The sequence below is a fragment of the Kitasatospora sp. NPDC053057 genome (genome assembly GCF_044546945.1).
GTDB lineage: Bacteria > Actinomycetota > Actinomycetes > Streptomycetales > Streptomycetaceae > Kitasatospora.
On record NZ_JBITZP010000001.1, the window covers coordinates 1 to 23,205 of the forward strand.

The following is a 23,205-nucleotide window of genomic DNA, read 5'->3' on the forward strand; positions in this document are numbered from 1 at the left end:
CAGACGCCATCAAGCCAGTGCTCGCCGCAGCCACTACCAACGACGGCTCGCCGACCCCTCAACCGGATAGATCACGAAGTCGCACTGGAGTACTAGGACCTCGGCGTGCCGCCCCCAACGTTGCCGCCTCGGTCAGCACGAAGGCCAGCGGGCGGTACCCCCCGCGCTCGCCGGCGATGTGGACCTTACTGGTCTGCCCGCCTCTGGAACGCCCGAGCGGGGCGGTCTTCAGGCGGAGTGAGGCGGATGAAGACGAGACGTCGCCGCCGAAGAGGAGGTGGCCGAACGCGCTCGTCTCGCCGATATTCCGTTGGTGACGCTCCGTCGGATCGGTACGGTCGCGGGCATGGCAGTCCCGATCGTGTTCGACATGGAGACCGGCGACCCCGACGACGTCTTCACCCTGTGTGCCCTCGCGACCCATCCGTGGGCACGCCTGGTGGCCGTGACGGTCATGCCCGGATCGGATGAGCAGGTCGGCATCGTCCAGCACCTCCTCGGTCGCCTCGGGGTGAGCGCGCCGGTCGGCGCGTACCGGCCCGGTGCCGACGTGAAGCCGGTGTCGGGCTTCCACCGCCGATGGCTTGGGAACGTTCCGGCTCGCGAACCCGACGCCGAGGCCTGGCAGCTGCTGCGGGACGCCCTCGCCAGCGGGGACGCGACGCTGCTCACGGGGGGCCGCTGAAGAATCCCGGCATGCTCCTGGAACGGGAACCGGACGTGCGCATCGCCCGCTGGGTCGCACAGGGCGGTTTCGCCGGCGACTCCGTCGTCCCGCCCGAACACCGTCTCCCCAAGTTCGAGGGACGCGAGACCTGCCCGACGTTCAACTTCAACGGCGCTCCGGACGCCGCGTTGAAGCTGCTGGAATCGCCCCACGTCGGTGAGCGGGTGCTCGTCTCGAAGAACGTCTGCCACGGCGTCGTCTACGACGGCGCGATGCACGCGGCCCTGTCGGCGCGGCGGCTCACACCCGGGATGGCGCTCGTGCGGGAGGGCATGGGGGTCTACCTGGCCAAGCGCCGCGCCGGCAAGGCCTTCCACGACCCGCTCGCGGCGGCCGTGGCGCTCGACGAATCCGTCTGCGCGTTCCGCGAGGTCGAGGTGTACCGCGAGCGCGGCGCCTGGGGTGCGCGTCCGGCGGCCGGCACCCGGACGCGGATCTCGGTCTCGGTCGACCACGCGCGATTCCTGGACGTCCTCACGGCTACCGGGTGACATGGGGGTCAGGCTCGCACAGCCGGGCCGCCCGTTCCGTGCCGATGGCCCCGCGCATCATTGGGCTGGATGCGCGGGGCCGAACGGTGAATCAGAAGCCGGCCCAGAGGCCGTTGCCGGGGAGCATCTGGGTGCCGCCGCTGACGTGGCCGGTGCCGTCGCCGGGGTAGAACTTGAGGTTGTTGTTGGCGTCGATCCCGGCGATGCCGAGGTGGCCGGTGCCGGTGAAGTCGCCTGCCATGACGGCGTGGAAGCCCGCCCACAGGCCGGTGGTGCCGAGCATCGCCGTGCCGCCGCTGACGTGGCCGGCGCCGTCGCCGGGGTAGAACTTGAGGTTGTTGTTGGCGTCGATGCCGGCGATGCCGAGGTGGCCGGTGCCGGTGAAGTCGCCTGCGGTGATGGCCTTGAAGTTGGCCCACAGGCCGGTGGTGCCGAGCATCGGGATGCCGGTGCCGAGGTGGCCGGCGCCGTCGCCGGGGTAGAACATCATGTTGTTGTTGGCGTCGATGCCGGCGATGCCGATGTGGCCGTTGCCGGTGAAGTCGCCGGCGGTGATGGCCTTGAAGTTGGTCCACAGGCCGTTGGTGCCGGGCATCATGTTGGTGCCGCCGCTGAGGTGGCCGGCGCCGTCGCCGGTGTAGAGCATCATGTTGTTGTTGGCGTCGATGCCGGCGACGCCGGTGTGGCCGGTGCCGGTGAAGTCGCCGGCGGCGATGGCTTTGAAGTTGGCCCACAGGCCGGTGGTGCCGAGCATCGGGGTGCCGGGTCCGCTGACCGAGCCGGCGCCGTTGCCGGGGTAGAACTGCATGTTGCTGTTCGCGTCGACGCCGACCACGTCGAGCTTGCCGTCACCGTTGAAGTCACCGGCCGCCACCCGCGCCGGCCGCGGCGTCTCGTACGGGACGGGCGCGCCGCCGACCACCCAGCCGTTGGTGAAGGCCTGGTCGAGCGGGGTGTAGAAGGTCTGGGCCAGCTGGCTGTAGCCCGCGTCGTTGGGGTGCAGGCCGTCGGCGAACTGCGCGGAGGTCAGGGCGGGGGCGTCGACGAAGGTGAAGTGCTTGCCCGCCTGCACCTCGCTGGGGGCCCAGGCGCGCAGCTGGTCGTTGTAGCCGGTGATCAGGCTCTGCAGGGCCGGGTTCGCCGGGACGCCAGCGGTGGTCGGGATCAGGCCCTGCATGATGACCGTGACGCCGGGCTGGTCGGTGAAGATCCGGTCGATCAGGGCTTCGGCTCGCGTGGCCGCGGCCGCGTGGTCGTTGTCGTTGTTGTTGAGGTCGTTGATGCCGATGTGCAGGAGCACCGCGTCGGGATGGTTGGCCGTCAGGTAGCCGTCGATGTTGTTGAGGATGCCCTGGATCTCGTAGCCGCTGTGGCCCTCGTTCGCGTTGTCGGCCATGGTGCCGTTGAACTGGGTGCCGACGAAGTTCACGGAGTACCGGGTCTGCTGGTTGACCTGCTGCATCAGCGGGCCGCGGTAGCCGTTCCAGGTCGAGCTCTGGTAGCCGGCGGTGATCGAGTCGCCGAGGGGCAGGATCTTCAGCTGCGGCGGGGTACTGGTCGTCGAGACGGTTGCAGGGGTGGCGACCGCGGCGGACGCGACGGTGGGAGCGAGCGGCAGGGCCAGCAGGCCGGCGATGGCGAGAGTGGTCAGAGTGGTGCGGCGCTTCATGATGTGGTCCAAGGAGAGGAGGAGAATGAGATGGGGATCAGAAGCCGGCCCAGAGGCCGTTGCCGGGGAGCATCTGGGTGCCGCCGCTGACGTGGCCGGTGCCGTCGCCGGGGTAGAACTTGAGGTTGTTGTTGGCGTCGATCCCGGCGATGCCGAGGTGGCCGGTGCCGGTGAAGTCGCCTGCCATGACGGCGTGGAAGCCCGCCCACAGGCCGGTGGTGCCGAGCATCGCCGTGCCGCCGCTGACGTGGCCGGCGCCGTCGCCGGGGTAGAACTTGAGGTTGTTGTTGGCGTCGATCCCGGCGATGCCGAGGTGGCCGGTGCCGGTGAAGTCGCCTGCGGTGATGGCCTTGAAGTTGGCCCACAGGCCGGTGGTGCCGAGCATCGGGATGCCGGTGCCGAGGTGGCCGGCGCCGTCGCCGGGGTAGAACATCATGTTGTTGTTGGCGTCGATGCCGGCGATGCCGAGGTGGCCGGTGCCGGTGAAGTCGCCCGCGGTGATGGCCTTGAAGTTGGCCCACAGGCCGTTGGTGCCGGGCATCATGTTGATGCCGCCGCTGAGGTGGCCGGCGCCGTCGCCGGTGTAGAACATCATGTTGTTGTTGGCGTCGATGCCGGCGACGCCGGTGTGGCCGGTGCCGGTGAAGTCGCCGGCGGCGATGGCCTTGAAGTTGGCCCACAGGCCGGTGGTGCCGAGCATCGGGGTGCCGGGACCGCTGACCGAGCCAGCGCCGTTGCCCGGGTAGAACTGCATGTTGCTGTTGGCGTCGACGCCGACCACGTCCAGCTTGCCGTCGCCGTTGAAGTCACCCGCCGCCACCCGCGCCGGACGCGTCGTCGCCGGCGGGGTCGACGGGTAAGGGTTGGCGGTGTCAGCCGCGAGGTTGGCCTGGGGGCCGCAGATTGGCCAGGCGTTCTGGCCCTGGGACGCCAGGACCTTCTCGGCTATCAGGATCTGCTGCTGCTCGGTCGCCTGGTTCGCCTCGGGGGCGTAGGCCGTGCCGCCGTACGCGGCCCAGGTCGAGCTGGAGAACTGCAGGCCACCGTAGTAGCCGTTGCCGGTGTTGATGCTCCAGTTGCCGCTGCTCTCGCACTGGGCGACCTTCTCCCAGGTGGCGACCGAGGCGGCGTGGGCCGAGGGGGCGACGGCGCAGAGCAGCGTTCCGGAGAGCAGCGCGGCGAGTGCTGCGGTCTTACGAGCAGGCTTGAGGGTGGCGGGCCGGCGCACGGAGATCCTCCGAAGTTCAGTGCTGGTGACGGGAGTTACGCAAAGAAGAGCGGCCGCCAGGGTCAACCCGACTCTGGCGGCCGCAGGTTGACTAGAAGCCGGCCCAGAGGCCGTTGCCGGGGAGCATCTGGGTGCCGCCGCTGACGTGGCCGGCGCCGTCGCCGGGGTAGAACTTGAGGTTGTTGTTGGCGTCGATGCCGGCGATGCCGAGCTTGCCGGTGCCGGTGAAGTCGCCTGCCATGACGGCGTGGAAGTTCGCCCAGAGGCCGTTGGTGCCGAGCATCGCGATGGCCGCGCTGCTGACGTGGCCGGTGCCGTCGCCGGGGTAGAACTTGAGGTTGTTGTTGGCGTCGATGCCGGCGATGCCGAGGTGGCCGGTGCCGGTGAAGTCGCCTGCGGTGATGGCCTTGAAGTTGGCCCACAGGCCGGTGGTGCCGAGCATCGGGATGCCGGTGCCGAGGTGGCCGGCGCCGTCGCCGGGGTAGAACATCATGTTGTTGTTGGCGTCGATGCCGGCGATGCCGATGTGGCCGTTGCCGGTGAAGTCGCCGGCGGTGATGGCCTTGAAGTTGGCCCACAGGCCGTTGGTGCCGGGCATCATGTTGGTGCCGCCGCTGAGGTGGCCGGCGCCGTCGCCGGTGTAGAGCATCATGTTGTTGTTGGCGTCGATTCCCGCGACGGCGGTCTTGCCGGTGCCGAGGAAGTCGCCGGCGGCGATCGCCTTGAAGTTGGCCCACAGGCCGGTGGTTCCCAGCATCGGGGTGCCGGGACCGCTGACCGAGCCAGCGCCGTTGCCCGGGTAGAACTGCATGTTGCTGTTGGCGTCGACGCCGACCACGTCCAGCTTGCCGTCGCCGTTGAAGTCACCCGCCGCCACCCGCGCCGGACGCGTCGTCGCCGACGCGTCGTCGACGATGTTGTTGTAGCGGTAGGCACCGTAGTAGCTGGTCGGCCAACCCTCCAGGCTGGAGCTGTTGATGTTGGCCGAGGTCGGGCCGTGCGTCGGGTCGTTGGGGTTGCTCTCGGCGTAGTAGGTGAAGTCACCGTTGGACTGGTTGGTCCAGTTGGCGAACAGGAAGGTGTGCTCGGCGGTGTAGTCGAGGATGTCGCCGGACTTGAGGTTGGAGAAGTTCTCCTGCGTGGAGACGCTCGGCAGGGTCGAGGTGACCAGGCTTGAGTTCAGGTGCCAGGCCATCGACACGTACCCGGAACAGTCCTCGCGGTAGGTGGCGCCCTGCGGGTCCGGGGCGTAGCCGCCCTGGTTGTACGGGACGTGGTTGTCGACCCAGTACTGGGCGCGGGCCAGTACCTCGCTGCGGGTGATCTGGCCGCCCATGCTGGAGGTGGCCTGTGCCTGTGGGGCCGCGGTGAACAGGGAGGCGGCGGCAGCTGCGGCGACCACGGTGGCGGCGGTGCGGAGGGAGCGGCGGGAGGAGCGGGACATGGGGAAGCACTTCCTCGGGTGTGAGTTGGCGTACTGCCTGTACGGAGGGGGGTGGGGTGAGCGCTGGATCAGTTGCCGGCAGCGGTCGTCAACTGTGCGTCGATGAGCGCCAGTTGCTTCTGGTCGTCATCGGGCGTCTGGGGGGTGGCACCGGTGGTGGTGGCCGGCACCGCGTACTGGAGGACCGTCAGCACGCTGCCGCGCTGGACGACGTAGATGTGGTTGGTCTGGCGGCCGGCGGCGGAGATCGGAGCCACTCCGGTCCACTGGCGGGCGTAGGCGCTGCCGTCCGCGGTGGTCGCGGTCCGGGTCACCTGCGCGTCCGGGGTGATCTTCGAAGCGGTCTGCCGGGCCGCGGACGTGGCCTGGCAGCCGTCCATCGCGGTGAGCACCGCGTGGTAGGAGTCCTGGGCGGCGGCAGCGTCGGCGAAGGTGAAGGTGTCCTGGATGGCAGGGGTGTGGAAGGAGCTGACGTAGCCCTGTTGCTGCCAGGTCGCGGCACCGTTCACGTCGGCGCACTCGTTGAGCTGGATCTGGTGGCGGACGGGCTGGGTGTGCGGCGGGGCGATCGGCTTCCACTGCGCCGCCGCGCTGTCGGGCAGTTGGGCGGCGGGCAGCGGGGCCGGCGGTGCGGCCTTGGTGTTCGACGCGGTACCGGAACCCGCCGGGCTGCCGCTGGGAGCGGTCGCCGCGGGCTTGGGCGACGCGCTGTCGGGCAGTTGGGTCGGCGGTGCGGCCACGGCGTTCGATGCGGCGCCGGAACCCGCCGGGCTGCCGCTGGGTGCGGGTGCCGCGTCGGCCGATGCCGAGGCCGGCGGCGAACCGGCGGCGGTCGGCGATGCGGTGACGGTGGGTGAGCCGGCCGCCGGCGCGCCGACCGGGTCGAGCGGGGCGGAGTGTGCGCCGGTGGTCAGGACCACCGTCACCAGTGCACCGGCGGTGAGGGTGGACAGGGCGGCGGCGGTGCGGAGAACCGTCGGATTCTTGAGCTTCACGGTGAACTTCCCCTTGTTTCGGGCATGGTCGACCCGTCGTCCGGGTGATCGATGAGGGAGCTCGGCGCTCGGCGCCGACCGCGCGGCCGGGGGACGGCTGCCCTGCAGGAGCAGCGGTCGGGTAGGGCCGCGGACGGGAGTGGGAGGCGTCCGCCTCGGGGTCAGTGGCCCCAGATCATGTCGCCCGGGGTCATCGCGCCGGCGGTGACGGTGCCCTGCGGGGTGGTGGCGTTGGCAGCCACGGGGAGCAGGAGGGCGGCGAGGGCGAGCGCGGCGACCGCGGCGGCCTTGGCGATGCGAATCATGGTCATGACCCCGTTCTGGTTGGGTGGGAGGTGACGAGCGATCCGGTATCGCGTCCCGCGGTGACGCTTCGTCCGGTTGTGCCCGCCGGGCGGTGTTCCCTGCTGGCGAGTACTAGCTTCGTCGCGATCCGGGGCCGGTGGAAGGGAGATCAGCTGGACCGAACCGGCCCCGGCCCGTTCAGTCCACCGAGGCCGGAAGCGGACAGCAGCCGCTCGTAGAAGGGGGCGATGAACGGGACCTCGGCACTGACCGGTTGCCAGCCGGCCAGCGCGGGCACCTCGGCCACCCAACGACGGGCGAGCCGGGCCGCGCGCTCCTCGGCCGCGCACAGGGAGTCGGCCATCAGATAGAGGCCGAGCGTCGGATGGGGTTGCGCCTCGGCATGCACGGAGATGTGCTCGATGCCGTCAGCGGGCAGGGCGTAGGCACGCAGCAGCGTGCCGATGCTGTCGGGGAGCCGTCCGCCGGGGGCCGGCGGCCGGAGCCGGACGTGGATGAGATACATGCGTCCGACCGTCTCAAACCCAGGCATCCACGGCATAGATGGTCAAGCCGGCCTGTTCCGGCCTGGGCCCAAACAGGCCACGGATCGCCCCTGGCACACGAAAAGATGCCTGTGGGATGATCACGTACAGGTGTTCGGGGTGATCTACCTGATGCTCACGGGGAGTCGGGGATGCTGTCGATGCTGGGTCTGGACGCCACGTCGGAGGCGGTATATCGCGCGATGCTGGCCCATCCTCAGGACGGGACCGCGGCATTGACGCAGCGGCTGAGTCTCAGCGACGAGTCGGTCCGGCAGGCGCTGGACACGCTCAGTGAGCTGGCGCTGCTGCGACCGGCGCACGGGCGGCAGGGTGAGTTGCGTGCCGTCTCTCCTGACGTAGGCATGGAGATCCTGATAGCCCGCCAGCAGGCCGAGCTCGCCGCCCAGCAGCTGCGGGTGGAGGCCTCTCGTGCCGCCGCCGCCGAACTCATCGCCGAGTTCGCCGAGTCGCGGCCCATGGACGGCGTCGAGACCGGCGTCGAGCGACTGGTCGGTATGGACCAGATCCGCGACCGGCTGGCCTCGCTGACCCGGCAGGTGCGGCACGAGGTGATGACCTTCGCCCCGGGGGGCGCACACAGCCCCGAGGACATCGCGGCGGCCAAACCGCTCAACCTCCAACTCCGTGAGCGTGGCGTCCAGTTGCGAACGGTTTACCTGGACAGCATCCGCAACTCCCCTGCCACCGTGGAGTACGTCAACTGGCTCACCCGGCAGGGCGGTCAGGTCCGCACCACGCCGACGCTGCCCACCCGCATGATCATCGCCGACCGGACCAGCGCCGTGATCCCGGTCCGCACCGACGACACCGGCGTCGGCGCCGTGGTGCTCACCGGCGAGGGCACCCTGACCGCCCTGTGCGCCCTGTTCGAAAGCGTGTGGGGCAGCGCCAGCCCGCTGGGCGAGGAGGCCCCGAAGAGCGCCGGTGGGCTCAGCGCCCACGAGGCGACGGCCATCCGGCTGCTCGCGGACGGACTGACGGACGAGGCCGTGGCCAAGCGGCTCGGGGTCTCGCACCGCACCGCGCGGCGGCTCGCCACCGAGCTGATGGAACGCCTCGGCGCCCGCAGCCGGTTCGAGGCGGGCGTGCGAGCCGTCCAGCAGGGGTGGCTGCCCCATAGCGGGTGAGTGGTCCCGCCGGCCCTGGCGGCTCGGGTTGTGATGTCCTCTCAGACAGCTCACTGCCCCGTCGATGAGGGTGGATCAGTGCTCCTGGTGTGGTGTCAGGTGCCTGTGGTGGCGCGATCCAGCGGCGTCCGCTCTTCACGCTGCCCCGAGGGCGGCCTCACCGGCCGAGGGTGCTGGTGGCGTAGGTGCGGAAGGCCTCCAGCAGGCGGTTGCGGTCGCCGGGCCAGAGGTCCCCGCCTTCGTCTGCTGACCCGTGCCTGACCCTGTCAGGGGCAGGCACGACCAACTCGGTCCGCTCGATACTGAACGGCATGACCGCTCAATCCCACGGCGCTTCGGCGCTCGGCGAGTTCCTGTCGAGCCGGCGCGCCCAACTCACCCCCGCCGCTGTCGGACTGCGCGACTACGGCGACCCGCGCCGGGTACCGGGGCTGCGCCGGGAGGAGGTCGCCCAGCTGGCCGGTGTCAGCGTCGCCTACTACACCAGGCTGGAACGGGGAGCCTCGTTGAACGCGTCGGCACAGGTGCTCGACGCGCTGGCCACCGCCCTGGCCCTGGACGATGCCGAGCGACGCCATCTGCACAGCCTGTCCGGTGCCGGGCGGCAGCGGACACCTCGGCGCCGACGGCCCGCCGAGCGGGTCACGGAGCCGATGCGCCAGCTGATGGACGTCTTCGGGGACGCCCCGGCAATCATGCTCGGCCGGCGGTCGGACGTCCTGGCCTGGAACCGCAGTGGGCATGCGCTCTTCGCGGGGCACCTCGACCCTGACAGTCCGAACCGGCCGGCATCGCGCCCCAACACGGCCAAGCTCGTCTTCCTCGACGCGCACACCCGCGAGCTCTACGGGGCGGACTGGCCCAGGAAGGCCAGAGACGTCGTCGGGAAGTTGCGGACGGCCATCGGCGAGGATCCGGACGATCCCGGTCTGGCCTCACTGATCGGCGAACTGTCCATGAACAGCCAGCAGTTCGCCGCCCTTTGGGGCGAACACCGGGTCCGGTCCTGGGATCTGGCCGAGTACCGGATGCACCATCCCCTGGTCGGGGCCATGGAGGTCCTCCAGCACTCGCTGCCGGTGCCGCGCTCGGCCGGCATCCGGCTCGTCGTGGTCACGGCCACGCCGGGATCGGATGCGGGGGCCGCCCTGCAGTTGCTGGCCCGAACTTCCTGCGCGGAACCATTTGTCGCTCCTGACCCCCTTGCGCCCCTCCTGAACTCCGCCGACTTCGTCGCGCGAAGCAGCACCGCGGTGCCGACCGGCGCTGCGATCCCCACCGAATGAAAGAGACGAACGTGTCCACGAACACGCTCTACACCACCCAGGCGATCTCGACGGGCGACGGCCGCAACGGCCACGTCCGCACGCCCGACGGCGTACTGGAAGCCGACCTGACGGTTCCCAAGGAGATGGGCGGCCCCGGCGGCGAGAAGACCAACCCGGAGCAGCTGTTCGCCGCCGGGTACGCGGCCTGTTTCCACAACGGGCTCCGGCTGATCGCGGCCGGTCGGAAGACCCCCGTGCCGGGGGCGACGGTCACCGCCGAGGTCAGCCTGCTGGCCATCGACGACGGGCGCTTCACCCTGGCGGTCGGTCTCACCGCGCACCTGCCCGGTCTCGACCAGGCCACGGCCGACCAGCTCATACAGGACACGCACCAGGTCTGCCCCTACTCGAACTCCACCCGCGGCAACATCGAGGTCACCCTGAGGGCCACCGTCTGACCCGATCACACAACCCAGCGGGGCCCGGCGACCAGCGGTCGCCGGGCCCCGCTGGGTTGATACGTGCTGGGCGGAAGGAATCACCTCAGTGGTGGCCTCGCACCGCTGCGAGGCACTGGTCGCCCTGGACCGCAGGAACCCGCCTCCCAGCGTCATCGCAGGACGCATGAACCGGGTGATGGCTTTCCTCAGCCGCCGCCTGGCCACCCGACGGCAGGTCATCCGGGTCATCGGCCGACTCACCGCCGAAGGGGCATGACGACGGGCGGGAAAGCGTCGTCCCGGGCACAGGAGGCATCGAGGACGCGGCGGATGGTCTTGGCGACGCGCGCGGCGGCCGTGACCGTGCGCGAGCAGGGTCACGTCGTCCTCATGGCTGACAGTCTCAGGGCGCTACCCGCTCCAGCCGGTAGGCGTGGTCGATGTTCTCCTCGACCCACGAGCGGAGCTGGTTGAGCGGGATCGCGGCGCTCTGGCCGAGCGGGGTGAGGGAGTACTCGACGTGGAGGGGGACGGCGGGGTAGACGGTGCGGTCGAGGATGCCGAAGTCCTCCAGGCGGCGCAGGGTCTGGGTCAGCACCTTGGGGCTGACGCCCTGGAGCTTGCGCTGGAGTTCGCCGAAGCGCTGGGGGCCGTCTTCGAGGGCGCCGATGGCGAGCGCGGACCACTTGTTGGCGAGCAGGTCGAGCAGGGTGCGGCAGGGGCACTGGGCGGCGTAGACGTCGTGGTGCGAGTGCTGGCCGCTGGGGCAGGTGGTCGTCATGCGTGGGCTCCTCACCAGGTCACTTCCCGATGGGAAGTACTAGACCTTGAAGGTAACCATACCCACGGGGATAGCGTCGCCGACGTCGAGGGAGGGCCGGCAACCGGCCTTCCGCAGGAAGCTGTTTCAGGAGATGACGCATGTCCGCAGACATGATGCGCGCGGTGGTCCAGGACGCGTTCGGCGGCCCGGAGGTGCTGCGGGTCGAGCAGGTGGCGCGGCCGGTGCCGCTGCCGACCGAGGTGCTGGTGCGGGTGCACGCGGCCGGGATCAACCCGGTGGACTGGAAGACCCGCGGCGGCACCGGCATGGCCGGTCTGCTGGGTGAGCCGCCGTTCACCCTCGGCTGGGACGTGTCCGGTGTGGTGGAGGAGGTCGGCTTCGGCGTGACCACGCTGAAGGCCGGCGACGAGGTCTACGGCATGCCGTGGTTCCCCCGCGTCGCCAACGCGTATGCCGAGTTCGTGACCGCGCCGGCCCGCCAGTGGGCCCGCAAGCCCGCCACCCTCGACCACGTACACGCCGCCGCCGTGCCGCTGGCGGCGCTGACCGCCTGGCAGGCCGTCGTCGACACCGCCCAGGTCCAGCCGGGGCAGCGCGTCCTGATCACCGCCGCCGCCGGCGGGGTGGGCCACTTCGCGGTCCAGTTCGCCCGCCACCTGGGCGCCCACGTGATCGCCACCGCCAGCGCCGCCCGCCACCCCTGGCTGCGGGAACTCGGCGCCGACGAAAGCATCGACTACACCACCACCCGCTTCGAAGACACCGTCAAGGACGTCGACGTCGTCATCGACCTGGTCGGCGACGCCCACGACAGCACCAGCACCCGCTCACTGAAGGTGCTGCGCCCGGGCGGCCTGCTGGTCGCGATCCCGGCCGGCGTGTCCCCGGAGCTGGCGCAGGCGGCGGAGGCGGCCGGGGTGCGGGTCACTCCGTTCCTGGTCGAGCCGGACGGCGCGGCGCTGACGGCGATCGCCGGGCTGATCGACGCGGGCGAGGTCGCCGTCGAGGTGGAGGAGACCTTCCCGCTGGAGCGGGCCGGCGCGGCCCACGCCCGCGGCGAGGCCGGCCGCACCCGCGGCAAGCTCGTCCTGACCGTCGTCAACTGAGCATCTCTGCAACCGAGTTGGAGTAGCAGCATGTACTACGAGATCCGCCGCTACCAGGCGCAGCCCGGGCGTCGCGAGGAGTGGGTGCGGTACATGGAGGACGTGGTCATCCCGTTCCAGGCCTCGCTGGGCATGGACGTGACCGCCTCCTTCGTCGACGCCGAGGACGAGGACGGCTATGTGTGGATCCGCCGGTTCGAGGACGAGGTCCAGAGCGAGGCCCTGTACGCGGCGGTCTACCAGCACGACCGCTGGAAGAGCGAAATCGGGCCGGTGGTGTACGGCCTGCTGATCCCCGAGAAGTCCGTCGTCACCCGTGTCACCCCCACCCCCGCCTCACCGCTGCGGTGACCGGGCGATCGCAGCGCTACAGCACAGCGACACAGGAGAGTGTTCATGACCACTGACGTGCTTCAGAAGTCGGGCCCGACCGGCTCGATCACCCAGGCAGCCGCCGGCGCGCTCATCGCGGCAGTGCACGCGGCCGCCGCCCGGATCGGCTTCGCGGCGGCCGTCGCCGTCACCGACCAGGGCGGGCACCTGCTGGCCTTCGACCGCGCCGACGGCGCGCCCTTCCTCACCGCCGAGGTCGCGCTCGACAAGGCCTGGACCGCGGCCTCCTTCCACACCCCGACCCACGTGTGGAACGACTACCTGGCCAATCCGCGCGTCGCGCCGCTGGCCGGCCACCCGCGCCTGATGGCGGTCGGCGGCGGCTACCCGATCACCGACGACGGCAGGTGCGTCGGTGGACTCGGGATCTCCGGCGGCAGCTACGAGCAGGACCAGCAGGCCGCCGAGGAAGCCCTGACCGCCCTCGGGTTCGAGCTGCCCGAGGGCTGACTGCCCATCGGGCACCCTCGTCGGGGAGATGGCCGCCTCCCGCTGACCGTGACGGTCAGCCGGAGGTGGCCGCCTGGGCGGTGAGGACCCGCAGGATCCGCATCGCCTCGCGGTGATCCTCGGGCGACAGGTTCATGGCGTCACCGATGGCACCGGGAGATCACCGTGCGCCCAGGACGGTCCGGTCGGTGACCTCACAGGCCGTCAGGCACAGGGCAGTTGGGCAGTGGCGCTTCGTCTTCCGGGTGGAGGACGGCACCGTGATCACCAAGTCGCGCACCTGGGGCGAGTTCGATCTCACCCCGGTCTCCCGTGGCTCAAGTTGTGTGATCGGATGATGGGTATGCCTTGGCGGCTGGTGGACGTGTCGTCCGCGAAGTGGGCCCGGTACCCGGTACCCGCTCGCCTGCGGCGGAGCGGTTCTTCGGCAGCCGGCGTGTCAGGTGACGTGGAGTGTGAGTGCCGCGGTGTGGAGTTGGCCGGCGGTCTGGAACTGCAGGTAGGCCCGCCAGTTGCCGGGTTCGCCGAGCAGGGCGTAGAAGGTCAGCGTCGGCCCGCCGTGGTCGGCGTTGGCCGGGGTGACGGGGTGGAGGTGGGCCAGTGCCTGGTCGCCTTCGTGGACGATGCTGAGGTGGGCGTAGCTGTCGAGGTACGGCTGGAGGTCGGTGACCGGCTGGCCGTCCTTGCTGATGGTGACGGTGAGTGGGGCGGGTGTCCCGGCGGTCAGCCGGCCTTGGACGGCGACGGTGTAGCCGTCGGTCGTGGTGCTGTCGGTCGCGGCGGGCAGCGGCACGGCGGTGGCCTGGCCGGGCACTGTCACGGTGCGGCTGAGGACGAATTCATTGCCCTTGCGGGGGCCGGTGTTCGGTGTGAACGAGGCGTACAGGCGCCAGTTGCCCGGTTCGAGGGCGGCGAGGTCGGCGGTCCAGGTGCCGTCGGGGGCCATGGTGGGGTGGAGGTGCTGATAGCCGGTGAGGTCGGAGCGGATCGCGTAGAAGTGCAGTTGCTTGGTCTGGACTTCGGTGAAGTCGGTGACCGGGCGTCCGTCCGGGCCGGTGACGGTGAACGGATAGGCCACCGCTTGGCCGACGGGGAGGCTGGTGGCTCCGGAGTCGAGACGGTAGCCGTCGCGTTCGGTGGCGAGCCCATCTCCGGCCGCCATCCCCGCCATCCCCGGCATCCCCGCCATCCCCGGCATGCCGGGCATGGTCGACGGTGCCGTGCTGGGCATGGCCATCGTGCCGTGGTCCATGCCGGGCATGCCGGAGTGTTCCGCGTGCGTGGACGGCCCCCGCGCGGCCAGCGTGAGCAGGGCGATCGAGCTGGCCGCCAGGGCGAGGGAGCAGACGTGGAGGATGCGGTGTGCCGGCCAGCGGCTGGTCGGTGAGGGGTTCGCCTGTTCCGTGGACGCCGATTTCCCGTGCTCGGTGCCAGTGTTCATCCTTGCCCGCTCCCCTCTCGTCCGGCCGGTCGGGCCGCGCTACTGAGGAGATCCGAGTGGCCGGTGGCGATAACGGAAAGTCGCGGGCAGGGCGGTGTTTCTCCGCGCGGGCGCCGCATCCCCTCGGCGTTCTTCGCGGAAGTCGACGTGCTGCCGGGCGACGGGGTCGTACTTGCGCAGGACCAGCCGGTCGACCATAGCAAATGAAATCCATTTTCATCTAGGTTAGGATGGGGGGTGTCCCTCCGGGCCGCCGTGCCCGGGGCGGGCTCTCGCCATGTCCTCGCACCTGCCCAATGGAGCAGCCCATGTCCGCTCACTGCCAACTGACCGGCCGCAAGCCGTCCTTCGGCAACGCGATCTCGCACTCGCACCGCCGTACCAGCCGCCGGTTCGACCCCAACATCCAGCGCAAGCGCTACTGGCTGCCCAGTGAAGGCCGGTATGTGCGCCTCACGTTGAGCGCCAAGGGCTTGAAGACTGTCGACGTGATCGGCATCGAGGCCGCCGTCGCCCGCATCCGCGCCCGGGGGGAGAAGGTCTGATGGCCAAGCAGAGCAAGATCGCCAAGAACGAGCAGCGGCGCGCGACCGTCGTCCGGTACGCCGAGCGGCGGGCCGAACTCAAGCGGATCATCGCCCACCCGGGCACCGCCCCCGCCGAGCGCGCCGCCGCCCAGGCCGAACTCGCCCGCCAGCCGCGCGACGCCAGCGCCACCCGCATCCGCAACCGTGACAGCGTGGACGGGCGTCCCCGTGGCTACCTGCGCGCCTTCGGCCTGTCCCGGATCAACCTGCGCACCCTTGCCCACGCCGGACAGCTGCCCGGCGTGCGGAAGTCGAGCTGGTGAGCACGGTGCCCGAACACGTCAGGCTCCCCGTCGTGGTGGTGGCCGGCCTGCACCGTGCCGAACGCCGCCGCGCCGTCCAGGAACTGCTGGACGGCTGCGTCAACGGCGTCGTCCTCCACCACGACCTGCGCGACGCCTCACGCGGCACTGTTCACCGCGAACTCCGCGACGCCACCGGGACCATCGCCACGGCGGACGTCCCGCTGACCAACGACTGCGCCTGCTGCGCGCTGCGCGAGGATCTGCTGCCCGAGCTGCTGCGCCTGGCCGAGGAAGGGCAGCACGGGCTGGCCGTCGTCGAGCTGTGGGGCGGCAGTGACCCGCACCCGGTGGTCGAGGTGATCGCGGGCGGTGAGGTGGACGGACAGCCGATGGAGGATTTCGTCGAACTCGCGGGTGCGGTGGTCGCGGTGGACCCGGACCGGCTGCTGGGCGAGCTCTCCGTCCCGGATGACCTGGCCGAGCACGGCGAGCACACCTCTCCCGACGACACCCGCACCCGCGCCGAGGCCCTCGCCCACCAGATCGAGTACGCCGCCACGGTCGCCGTGGCCCGTGGGGGCGCGGCGGGACTGGCGATGCTGCGTCAGCTGCACCCGACCGCCCGGCGGGTCCTGCTCGGCACCGGCGAGGTGCTGCGTGCCGCACTCGGCGGTTTCGACGTGGCCGCCGCCCGGGACCGGGTCAACCCCGCCCTCGCGCTGCTGCCGCAGGAGGACGACGAGGCGGGCGTGGCCACCCTGGTGTGGGAGCGCCGTCGCCCGTTGCACCCGGTCCGGCTGCATGAGGCGCTGGAGCAGCTCGTCCCGGCGGCGCAGCGCAGCCGCGGCCGGTTCTGGCTGGCCAACCGGCCGGAGCTGATGCTGGCCTGGGATGCCGCCGGAGCCAGCCTCGCGGTGGAGGAGTGTGGGCCCTGGCTGGCCGCGCTGCCAGACGCCTCGTGGGAGCTGTATCCGCCCGCCCGCCGGGCCGCCGCGGCCCTGGACTGGCACCCGGTCCACGGCGACCGCGTCCAGCAACTCGCCTTCATCGCGGAGGGCTTGGACGTCGACGGGATCACCGAACTGCTCGATTCCTGCCTGCTCACCGACGCCGAACTGATGGCGGGGGAGGCCGGCTGGAAGGCCCTGCCCGACGCCTTCGAGGACCTGCTCGAACCCGTCTCCTGACCAGAGAGAGGAACCGATGGCCAAGCGCCCCACCGGCGGACGTCCGGCGCGTCCGCGCCCCAACCCGCTGATCGAGGCGGGCATCACGTACGTCGACTACAAGGACACCGACCTGCTGCGCAAGTTCATCTCCGACCGCGGCAAGATCCGCAGCCGCCGCGTCACCCGCCTCACCGTGCAGCAGCAGCGGGCGATGGCCCGGGCGATCAAGAACGCCCGCGAGATGGCCCTGCTGCCCTACGCCTCCACCACCCGATAGGAGAGACCGACATGGCCGTACCCAAGCGGAAGACGTCCCGCAGCAACACCCGGCACCGCCGTTCGCAGTGGAAGGCCGCGGCGCCGCAGCTCGTCCCGATCGCCATCGAGGGGCGTGAGCACTTGGTGCCGCGCAATCTGGTCAAGGCCTATGAGCGAGGGCTGCTGAAGCCGTGAGCGCAGGGAGGAGCCGCGGCGCGGGGTGCCGCGGCTCCTTGTACTCGAAGCGCTACGGTCCCACGACGGCGGACCAGTTGGGCGCGTTGGTCGGGGTGAGGGAGCGGAGGCGGTTCAGGACGGTTGGGTCCTGGGCGTCGAGCCAGTCGGCGAGTTGGCGGAAGGAGACGCAGCGGACGCCGTCGCGGTGGCAGAGGGCGTTCATCGTCGTCTCGGCGGTCTGGAGCTCGGGTGCGTGCCGGGGGTCGAGGTCGGTGTCGATGACGAGCGGCGCGCGGCTGCCGTGGTAGACGCGGTCGAAGGCGTTCAGGTAGGTCTGCGGAGTCTGGTCGGTGGAGAGCACCTCGTGCGCGCCGGAGGCGTCGGGGATCCGCTGGAGCGGGAAGTCCCAGATGCCGTCGGTCTGCGTCGGCCATCGCTGGGTGTCGCCCGGCGAGCTGGCGTCGTAGCGCCAGCCGGCGTCCTTCTCCGCGGGGAGCAGGTTCTGCCGGCCTTCCAAGCACGGGGCGCGGCCACCGGCCAGCTCGGTCTGGTAGTCGAAGGGCAGCGGGGGGAGATCGGTGAAGCCGGTCCCGGTCTTCCAGAAGTTGACCATCGAGTAGCCCTGGCCGATCTCGCTCTGCCAGTCGGCGGTCGACCAGTCCCGGCCGCCCTTCGGTCCGCAGAACTGGCCGATGAAGCCGTCGGCGATCTCGTCGCCGTCCAGCCATGCCCGGCCGAGCTGTTGGAGGGTCGCGCGGACCTGGGCGTCGGTGGGGAAGGGGACGGCGGCGGTGCCGGCCTCGTGCTGCGGGGGCTGGTACTGCCAGCGCTTCGTGGCGGGGAGCAGGTCGATGCCGCGCAGGAAGAAGGTCGCCTCGGCGCCGTTCGCCTTGGCCGCGGTGCGGGCGCGGGAGAACAGGTGGTTGTCGTCCTCGGTGGGGGCGTCGAAGGAGAAGACCACGAACTGCGGCGGCACCTCACCGGGCTTGAGCCGGGCCACCGGGGGCTGGGCCGGCTGCGGGCCGGCGTCGGAGGTCGAACCGTCACCGAGCACGGTCACGGAGGAGCCGTCCGCGTCGGGGGGAGGAGTGGACGCGGCGTCGGGGACTGCGGGCGTGCTCCGGTGGTCCGGGACGGCCGGCATGAAGGCGAGCGCGGCGACCACGCCCAGCGCGAACACGGCGACCGCACGGCGGCGGCTTCCCCTACGTTCTCCGGTTGCGACTGACGGGTGCTCACTCATACGGGTCGCCCGGTTCGGTGATCCGGCGGACCTGGTCCGCCGCGAGGGCAGGCACCGCGCTGTCCTGGCCGGGCCGACCGTCCGGCTGCCATCGGCCGGTGACCTCGACCCAGGCGCCCTTGGGCGGTGCGGCGGCGCCGCGGATCTCGACCTTGCTGGTCTGTGCGTCGGCGGCGCAGCAGGTGATGGTCAGCCGGCTGAGGTACCAGCCTCCCGCGTCGGGTCCGGGGGTGGCGAAGCCGGTGAGCCGGACCTGCCGGTCCTTGAGCGAGCCGCTGGTGTCCCAGACGGCGCGGGTGTCGAAGTCGGCGAGCCGCATGGTGATCGGGTCGCCGGCGCCGGTCGCGGGCAGCGGCGCGAAGCCGCCCGCGGTCCCGGCGGGCCTGACGGCGGTGCTGTTCGAGTGCTGCGCGGTGTAGGCGCCGAGCGCTTGGGGCTGGAGGAGATAGATCGCGAGGACGGGCAGGAGCAGGAGCCAGGCGGTGCGAGGCGTGCCGTGACCGTGCCCGTGGTGGGCGTCGGGTGCGTCGGCGTCGTGCTCGGGGCGCAGCAACTCCCGGGCGGCGACGGCCGCACCGATCAGGCCCACTGCGACGAGCAGCACACCGCCGGCGATCAGGTACGGCCGCAGGCCCTTGCGGACGTAGCGCAGGTACAGCTCGCTGAAGAGCGAGATGTGCAGCACCGCCGCGCCGACCAGGATGTGCAGCAGCGCCCGGACTTCGCGCCTCACAGCAGCCACCAGCCGGTCAGGGCCGAGGCTGTCACGGCGACGGTGAACGTGGCGGCGCAGAAGCGCCAGGCGAAGGCCCGTCCGAAGGTGCCGGCCTGGAGGGCGATCAGCTTGGCGTCCACCATCGGGCCGACGACCATGAACGCCAGTCGGGCGGTGGGGGAGAAGCCGCTCAGCCCCGCCGCGACGAAGGCGTCCGCCTCCGAGCAGACCGCGAGCAGGACGGCCAGCAGGGCCAGCACCAGGACCTCGACGCCCGGCAGCCCGGCCAGGCCCTTGAGCAGGTCGCGCGGCACGGCGACGTTGAGGGTGGCCGCCGTCATCCCGCCGATCACCAGGAAGCCGCCGGCGTGCAGGAAGTCGTGTTCCAGTGAGGTCCGGAAGGCCGCCCAGCCGGTCGGGCCGTTCGACGGGACCTTGGGCCGCAGCCACTCCGGTCGGCCGAAGCGCGACCAGAGCAGCCCCATGACGACGGCGGTGGCGAGGGAGGCGATGAAGCGCGCGACCACCAGCTCGGGCTGACCCCGGAAGGCGACGGCGGTGGCCACCAGGACCACCGGGTTGACGGCCGGTGAGGAGAGCAGGAACGTCAGCGCGGCGGCCGGAGCCACTCCGCGTGCGATCAGTCGCCCGGCCACCGGTACGGAGGCGCACTCGCAGCCGGGCAGCACCACCCCGGCCGCGCCGGCGATCGGGACGGCGAGCAACGGGTTCCGCGGCAGCGCCCGCTCCAGCAGCCGGGCCGGGACGAACGCGGCGATCGCGGCCGACAGCACCACGCCGAGCAGCAGGAACGGGAGCGCCTGCACGCAGACGGCGACGAAGACCGCTCCCCAGGCCTCCAGCCACGCCGGTCCCGCCCAACTGCCCAGGAACTGGCGACCGGCCAGCACGGCCAGCATCCCGGCGACCAGTACTTCGAGGGAACCGAACCGGCGGCGGGCGCGGCCGGTGGGTTCCGCGACCGGGTGCGGCCGGGCCTCGACGGCGGTCTCGTCAGCCATGGGCGGCCGGACGCTCCTTCACTCGGGACGGTGGGGCGCGGCCGTTTCCCAGCGCGCGGCCGGGGCGAGTCTAGGCGGTCGTCGGCAGCGGAGCGCCACGACCCCGGGCCAGGTCCCGACCATGGCAGAGCAGAGGGGGGAACCCCGGCCGGTGGGCGGCCGGGGTTCCTCGTTTCTCGTCGCAATGAGCGGGTCAGTGCTGCAGGGTGAGGAGGCCCGGGCGCCAGGGGAGTTGGTCGTAGGGGCCGGTGGCGTTGGGGGACTTGCCCTGGTAGAGGAGCTGGAGGTTGCAGGGGTCGATGGTCATGGTCTGGTCGGGGTTGTTGCGGACCAGGTCGCCGTGGCTGATGTCGTTGGTCCAGTTGGCGCCGCTGTTGGCCTTGCCGGCGAAGGGGTGGTCCTCGGTGGCGGCCTGCGGGGTCCAGGTGCCGTTGAGGCTGGTGGCGGTGAAGGAGCGGAAGTAGCGCTGCTCGTTCGCGCCGCGGGCCTCGACGATCATGAGGTACTGGTTCTGGCCCTTGACCTTGTAGACCTGCGGGGCCTCGAACAGGTTCTTCACCGTGTCGCTCATGACCGTGGTGTACGAGGAGCCGAAGTTGCCCGGGAAGTTCCCGATCGGCATGCTCGCCCGGTAGATGCTGCCGTTGTCACCGGCGAAGAACAGGTACATGTTCTGGTCGTCGGCGATCAGGGTCTGGTCGATCGGGGCGGCGCCCGGGATGCCGCCGGTGAACAGCGGCTGCGGCGCGGACCAGCCGTTGGGGTTGGTCGGGTCGCTCGACGTGCGGTAGATGAACGGCCACTGACCCCACTGGTACGCCAGCACCCAGATGTTCTTGGGCGCGAAGTAGAACAGCGTGGGCGCCACCGCCTTCTCGTTCATCCCGATCTGGCCGGCCGACGCCATGTCCGACCAGTCCGAGAAGGGACTGAACATCATCGAGCCGTACGACGACCCCGACACGTTCGACGCGTAGACCAGGTGCTTGCCGTTGTACACCACGTCGGTGAAGTCCTTCACCGCGCCCCACCCGTTCGCCGGCTGCGCCAACGCGCCCGTGGAGGACCACCGGTACGTCGACGGAAGGGCGCACGTGCCGCTCGGGGCGGGCGCTGCCGGAGTCGGCGCCGGGTTGGACGACCCGGACGGCCTGAGGTTCCAGTGCTGGTTGGGGGCGCCCCAGGAGTCCCAGATCTGGACGGGGGTGCCGTTGTCGGTCCGGTTGCCCGGAGTCTCCAGGGCCCGGCCGCTGGCGACGTTGATGAGGGTGTAGGACCCGTCGCTGTTCCGGGTGGCCTTCCAGTGCTGGTTGGCGCCGCCGTTGGAGTCCCAGACCCACGGCTTCGTGCCGTTGGCCGTCTGGCCGGCCGGCTCGTCCAGGACCCGGCCGCTGGCGATGTTGGTGAAGGTGTAGGAGCCGTCGTTGTTCTTGGCCGCCCGCCACTGCTGGTTGGTGGCGCCGCTGGCGTCCCACACCTGGAGCGGGGTGCCGTTGCCGTTCTGTCCCGCGTACTCGTCGAGGACGCGTCCGGCGGCCACGCCGGAGAGCGTGTAGACGGTGCCGGGGGTGATGCCCCCGCCCGGCGCGCCGCCACCGCTGCCGACCAGAGCGGTGAGCACCGCGTTGTAGGCGGGCTTCTTGTTGCCGCTGCTGTCGAACAGCAGCGGGTTCTCACCGGTGCGCCACGAGTCGCTGTCGCGGATGCCCCACACCGTGATGCCGGTGCAGCGGGCGACGTTGAGGCAGTCCTGGACGGCGTTGGTGTACGCGGTGGGGGAGGCCTGGGCGATGTCGAGTTCGGTGATCTGGACGTCCACGCCGAGCGCGGCGAAGTTGGACAGGGTCGTCTGGAAGCTGGCCGGCGGGCCGCCGTTGCCGAAGTGGCTCTGGAAGCCGACGCAGTCGATGGGCACGCCGCGGGACTTGAAGTCCTTGACCATGCTGTAGACGCCCTGGGTCTTGGCGTCGGACCAGTTCTCGATGTTGTAGTCGTTGTAGCAGAGCTTGGCCGAGGGGTCGGCGGTGCGGGCGGTGCGGAAGGCCTCCTCGATGAAGCCGTTGCCCAGTACGTCCTGGAACACGGAGCTGCGGTGCTGGCCGCTGCCGCCGTCGGCGAACGCCTCGTTGACCACGTCCCAGGCGTAGATCTTGCCCTTGTAGTGGGTCATCTCCTGGGTGATGTGGTTGTCCATCACGCTGCGCAGGGTGCCGGCGTCGGTGGTGGACTTGACCCAGGCGGGCAGTTGGGAGTGCCAGACGAGGGTGTGGCCGCGCATGCGCTGCCCGTGGGCGGAGGCGTGGCCGACGATCGAGTCGGCGGGGCCGAAGTTGAACGACCCGCGGGAGGGTTCGGTGGTGTCCCACTTCATCTCGTTCTCCGGGGTGATCATGTTGAATTCCCGGTCGAGAATGGTGGAGTACGTCGAGTCGCCGAGCCTGCCCGAGGACACCGCGGTACCGAAGTAGCGGCCGCTGCCGACCGCCGCGTCGCCGACCGTGGTCGGTGTGTTGCCGGTCGGCGTGTGTGCGGCCATGGCGACCAGCGGGATGGCGGCACCCACCGCGGCGATGGCCCCGGCGATGGCGATCACGCGGCGGGTTGCGGGACGGCGGCGATGAGAGCGGTTCTGATCTGGCAACGGCATGTCCTTCTGACGCGGTGGGCCTTGGTCTCGGCCCGGCTACCCGTCAGTTGCCGCCATGCACGGAAAGGTTGCCGACACCGGTGGGAAATTCTCCCGGGTTCCCGTCGCTACCCGAGTGGCCGTCCGCCGGCTGCACGGCACCGTGGTCGTGCAGTGCATGGCGGACGCGCCCGGCCCCCGCGCCACCTGGTGCAGGGCGAACCCGCGCAGTTCGCGCTGACCCGTGCGGTCGGCTCGGCGATGGTGGCCTGCGGCCGGGGGGTCATCCGGTGGTCAGAGCGGTCCACTGCTGGTTGGCGCCCCCGGTGTAATCCCCCAGCTGGACCTGTGTGCCGTCGGTGGCGGAGAAGCCCGGGTCGTCGAGGAAACGTCCGGAGGCGGGATTGCGGTAGCCGCCGCCGGAGGGCTGCCAGACCTGGTTGGCGTTGCCGGTGCAGCTCCAGACCTGGACGGACGTTCCGTCAGCGTCACGCCCGCGCTCGCGCTGAACATCCCATGGAAACGAAAAACGTGAGAGTCGGTGCGACGGGTCGAAACCCGCGACGCTCACCCAATTCTGGTGTTCTGAAGCCATCTTGGCTGATTGCGTCGTCTCCGCGTCCGCCCTCATCCATCCCATGTCTTGCCGAGAGCAGCTCTCCGCGTCGGACACCTTGACAGCCGTCATGGCGCTGTCAGAATCGACTGCACCTCATTGTGATCGCTCACATTTAACGCGCCATCCG

27 protein-coding genes and 1 pseudogene are annotated in these 23,205 nt (G+C 70.8%); 13 read left to right on the forward strand and 15 right to left on the reverse strand.

The window, feature by feature from the left end; genetic code table 11:
* Positions 1-346 precede the first annotated feature (346 nt).
* Both ACIG5E_RS00005 and ACIG5E_RS00010 read left to right on the forward strand, forming a co-directional pair.
* Positions 347-685, forward strand: coding sequence for a hypothetical protein (locus tag ACIG5E_RS00005; protein WP_396530441.1), 339 nt, complete (start codon positions 347-349; stop codon positions 683-685).
* A gap of 11 nt (positions 686-696) precedes the next feature.
* The gene (locus ACIG5E_RS00010; protein WP_396530443.1) at positions 697-1,218 is read left to right on the forward strand and encodes a hypothetical protein; all 522 of its coding nucleotides are present in this window, start codon (positions 697-699) and stop codon (positions 1,216-1,218) included.
* Between the two features lie 91 nt (positions 1,219-1,309).
* On the opposite strand, the gene ACIG5E_RS00015 is transcribed toward ACIG5E_RS00010, so the two are convergent.
* The 6 genes from ACIG5E_RS00015 to ACIG5E_RS00040 all read right to left on the reverse strand — a co-directional run bounded on the left by ACIG5E_RS00015 (position 1,310) and on the right by ACIG5E_RS00040 (position 7,365).
* Positions 1,310-2,899 (reverse strand): GDSL-type esterase/lipase family protein, encoded by a 1,590-nt coding sequence (locus ACIG5E_RS00015; RefSeq protein ID WP_396530445.1) that lies wholly within the window; start codon positions 2,897-2,899, stop codon positions 1,310-1,312.
* Between the two features lie 25 nt (positions 2,900-2,924).
* On the reverse strand, positions 2,925-4,115 hold the full coding sequence (locus ACIG5E_RS00020; RefSeq protein WP_396530446.1) for a transglycosylase family protein: 1,191 nt from the start codon (positions 4,113-4,115) through the stop codon (positions 2,925-2,927).
* Positions 4,116-4,206: 91 nt separating this feature from the next.
* Positions 4,207-5,559 carry an FG-GAP repeat domain-containing protein gene (locus tag ACIG5E_RS00025; protein ID WP_396530447.1) on the reverse strand — a complete coding sequence of 451 codons (1,353 nt, stop codon included), beginning with the start codon at positions 5,557-5,559 and terminating at the stop codon, positions 4,207-4,209.
* A gap of 68 nt (positions 5,560-5,627) precedes the next feature.
* Entirely contained in the window at positions 5,628-6,554 is a 927-nt protein-coding gene (locus tag ACIG5E_RS00030) for a hypothetical protein (RefSeq protein ID WP_396530448.1), read from the reverse strand.
* A 161-nt stretch (positions 6,555-6,715) separates the two neighbouring features.
* Positions 6,716-6,865, reverse strand: coding sequence for a hypothetical protein (locus ACIG5E_RS00035; protein ID WP_396530449.1), 150 nt, complete (start codon positions 6,863-6,865; stop codon positions 6,716-6,718).
* A 143-nt stretch (positions 6,866-7,008) separates the two neighbouring features.
* Positions 7,009-7,365, reverse strand: a complete 357-nt coding sequence (locus ACIG5E_RS00040; RefSeq protein WP_396530450.1) for a hypothetical protein — start codon at positions 7,363-7,365, stop codon at positions 7,009-7,011.
* A gap of 171 nt (positions 7,366-7,536) precedes the next feature.
* Here ACIG5E_RS00040 and ACIG5E_RS00045 point away from each other — a divergent pair, with 171 nt between their 5' ends.
* Positions 7,537-8,535 carry a helix-turn-helix domain-containing protein gene (locus ACIG5E_RS00045; RefSeq protein ID WP_396530452.1) on the forward strand — a complete coding sequence of 333 codons (999 nt, stop codon included), beginning with the start codon at positions 7,537-7,539 and terminating at the stop codon, positions 8,533-8,535.
* Positions 8,536-8,692: 157 nt separating this feature from the next.
* Here the strand turns inward: ACIG5E_RS00045 and ACIG5E_RS00050 are convergent, their stop codons facing one another.
* Positions 8,693-8,848: a hypothetical protein gene (locus tag ACIG5E_RS00050; protein WP_396530453.1), complete on the reverse strand. Its 156-nt coding sequence runs from the start codon at positions 8,846-8,848 to the stop codon at positions 8,693-8,695.
* Between ACIG5E_RS00050 and ACIG5E_RS00055 the strand changes: the two genes are divergently transcribed.
* Both ACIG5E_RS00055 and ACIG5E_RS00060 read left to right on the forward strand, forming a co-directional pair.
* Positions 8,847-9,821 carry a helix-turn-helix domain-containing protein gene (locus tag ACIG5E_RS00055; RefSeq protein WP_396530454.1) on the forward strand — a complete coding sequence of 325 codons (975 nt, stop codon included), beginning with the start codon at positions 8,847-8,849 and terminating at the stop codon, positions 9,819-9,821. The genes ACIG5E_RS00050 and ACIG5E_RS00055 overlap by 2 nt on opposite strands.
* 11 nt (positions 9,822-9,832) lie before the next feature.
* Complete coding sequence (locus ACIG5E_RS00060) at positions 9,833-10,261, forward strand: organic hydroperoxide resistance protein (RefSeq protein ID WP_396530455.1); 429 nt, start codon at positions 9,833-9,835, stop codon at positions 10,259-10,261.
* 385 nt (positions 10,262-10,646) lie between these two features.
* Here the strand turns inward: ACIG5E_RS00060 and ACIG5E_RS00065 are convergent, their stop codons facing one another.
* The gene (locus ACIG5E_RS00065; protein ID WP_396530457.1) at positions 10,647-11,024 is read right to left on the reverse strand and encodes a winged helix-turn-helix transcriptional regulator; all 378 of its coding nucleotides are present in this window, start codon (positions 11,022-11,024) and stop codon (positions 10,647-10,649) included.
* Positions 11,025-11,164: 140 nt separating this feature from the next.
* Here ACIG5E_RS00065 and ACIG5E_RS00070 point away from each other — a divergent pair, with 140 nt between their 5' ends.
* From ACIG5E_RS00070 to ACIG5E_RS00080, 3 genes are read left to right on the forward strand one after another with little or no spacing between them, the layout of a single operon-like run.
* A complete protein-coding gene (locus tag ACIG5E_RS00070) occupies positions 11,165-12,133 on the forward strand; it encodes an NADP-dependent oxidoreductase (RefSeq protein WP_396530458.1) in 969 nt (322 codons plus the stop codon).
* 30 nt (positions 12,134-12,163) lie between these two features.
* Entirely contained in the window at positions 12,164-12,484 is a 321-nt protein-coding gene (locus ACIG5E_RS00075) for an NIPSNAP family protein (RefSeq protein ID WP_396530459.1), read from the forward strand.
* A gap of 45 nt (positions 12,485-12,529) precedes the next feature.
* Entirely contained in the window at positions 12,530-12,976 is a 447-nt protein-coding gene (locus ACIG5E_RS00080) for a heme-binding protein (protein WP_396530460.1), read from the forward strand.
* 439 nt (positions 12,977-13,415) lie between these two features.
* Here the strand turns inward: ACIG5E_RS00080 and ACIG5E_RS00085 are convergent, their stop codons facing one another.
* Both ACIG5E_RS00085 and rpmG read right to left on the reverse strand, forming a co-directional pair.
* Complete coding sequence (locus ACIG5E_RS00085) at positions 13,416-14,417, reverse strand: hypothetical protein (protein ID WP_396530461.1); 1,002 nt, start codon at positions 14,415-14,417, stop codon at positions 13,416-13,418.
* Positions 14,418-14,543: 126 nt separating this feature from the next.
* Positions 14,544-14,609: pseudogene (rpmG, locus tag ACIG5E_RS00090) on the reverse strand (50S ribosomal protein L33); the annotation flags it as partial.
* Positions 14,610-14,725: 116 nt separating this feature from the next.
* Here rpmG and rpmB point away from each other — a divergent pair.
* From rpmB to rpmF, 5 genes are read left to right on the forward strand one after another with little or no spacing between them, the layout of a single operon-like run.
* Positions 14,726-14,962 (forward strand): 50S ribosomal protein L28, encoded by a 237-nt coding sequence (rpmB, locus tag ACIG5E_RS00095; RefSeq protein ID WP_396530462.1) that lies wholly within the window; start codon positions 14,726-14,728, stop codon positions 14,960-14,962.
* Complete coding sequence (gene rpsN, locus ACIG5E_RS00100) at positions 14,962-15,267, forward strand: 30S ribosomal protein S14 (RefSeq protein ID WP_396530463.1); 306 nt, start codon at positions 14,962-14,964, stop codon at positions 15,265-15,267. Before rpmB ends, rpsN begins: the two co-directional genes overlap by 1 nt.
* The gene (locus ACIG5E_RS00105; RefSeq protein WP_396530465.1) at positions 15,264-16,436 is read left to right on the forward strand and encodes a CobW family GTP-binding protein; all 1,173 of its coding nucleotides are present in this window, start codon (positions 15,264-15,266) and stop codon (positions 16,434-16,436) included. The genes rpsN and ACIG5E_RS00105 overlap by 4 nt, the downstream gene beginning before the upstream one ends.
* Positions 16,437-16,452: 16 nt before the next feature.
* Positions 16,453-16,695, forward strand: coding sequence for a 30S ribosomal protein S18 (gene rpsR / locus ACIG5E_RS00110; protein ID WP_396530466.1), 243 nt, complete (start codon positions 16,453-16,455; stop codon positions 16,693-16,695).
* 11 nt (positions 16,696-16,706) lie between these two features.
* Complete coding sequence (gene rpmF, locus ACIG5E_RS00115) at positions 16,707-16,871, forward strand: 50S ribosomal protein L32 (RefSeq protein WP_396530468.1); 165 nt, start codon at positions 16,707-16,709, stop codon at positions 16,869-16,871.
* 52 nt (positions 16,872-16,923) lie between these two features.
* Here the strand turns inward: rpmF and ACIG5E_RS00120 are convergent, their stop codons facing one another.
* From ACIG5E_RS00120 to ACIG5E_RS00140, 5 genes are all read right to left on the reverse strand, one after another.
* Complete coding sequence (locus ACIG5E_RS00120; RefSeq protein WP_396530469.1) at positions 16,924-18,033, reverse strand: hypothetical protein; 1,110 nt, start codon at positions 18,031-18,033, stop codon at positions 16,924-16,926.
* A gap of 55 nt (positions 18,034-18,088) precedes the next feature.
* Positions 18,089-18,829: a TIGR03943 family putative permease subunit gene (locus ACIG5E_RS00125; RefSeq protein WP_396530470.1), complete on the reverse strand. Its 741-nt coding sequence runs from the start codon at positions 18,827-18,829 to the stop codon at positions 18,089-18,091.
* Positions 18,826-19,833 carry a permease gene (locus tag ACIG5E_RS00130; protein ID WP_396530472.1) on the reverse strand — a complete coding sequence of 336 codons (1,008 nt, stop codon included), beginning with the start codon at positions 19,831-19,833 and terminating at the stop codon, positions 18,826-18,828. The genes ACIG5E_RS00125 and ACIG5E_RS00130 overlap by 4 nt, the downstream gene beginning before the upstream one ends.
* A gap of 193 nt (positions 19,834-20,026) precedes the next feature.
* Entirely contained in the window at positions 20,027-22,480 is a 2,454-nt protein-coding gene (locus ACIG5E_RS00135; RefSeq protein ID WP_396530473.1) for a non-reducing end alpha-L-arabinofuranosidase family hydrolase, read from the reverse strand.
* Between the two features lie 262 nt (positions 22,481-22,742).
* A complete protein-coding gene (locus tag ACIG5E_RS00140; protein ID WP_396530474.1) occupies positions 22,743-23,147 on the reverse strand; it encodes an RICIN domain-containing protein in 405 nt (134 codons plus the stop codon).
* Positions 23,148-23,205 lie beyond the last annotated feature (58 nt).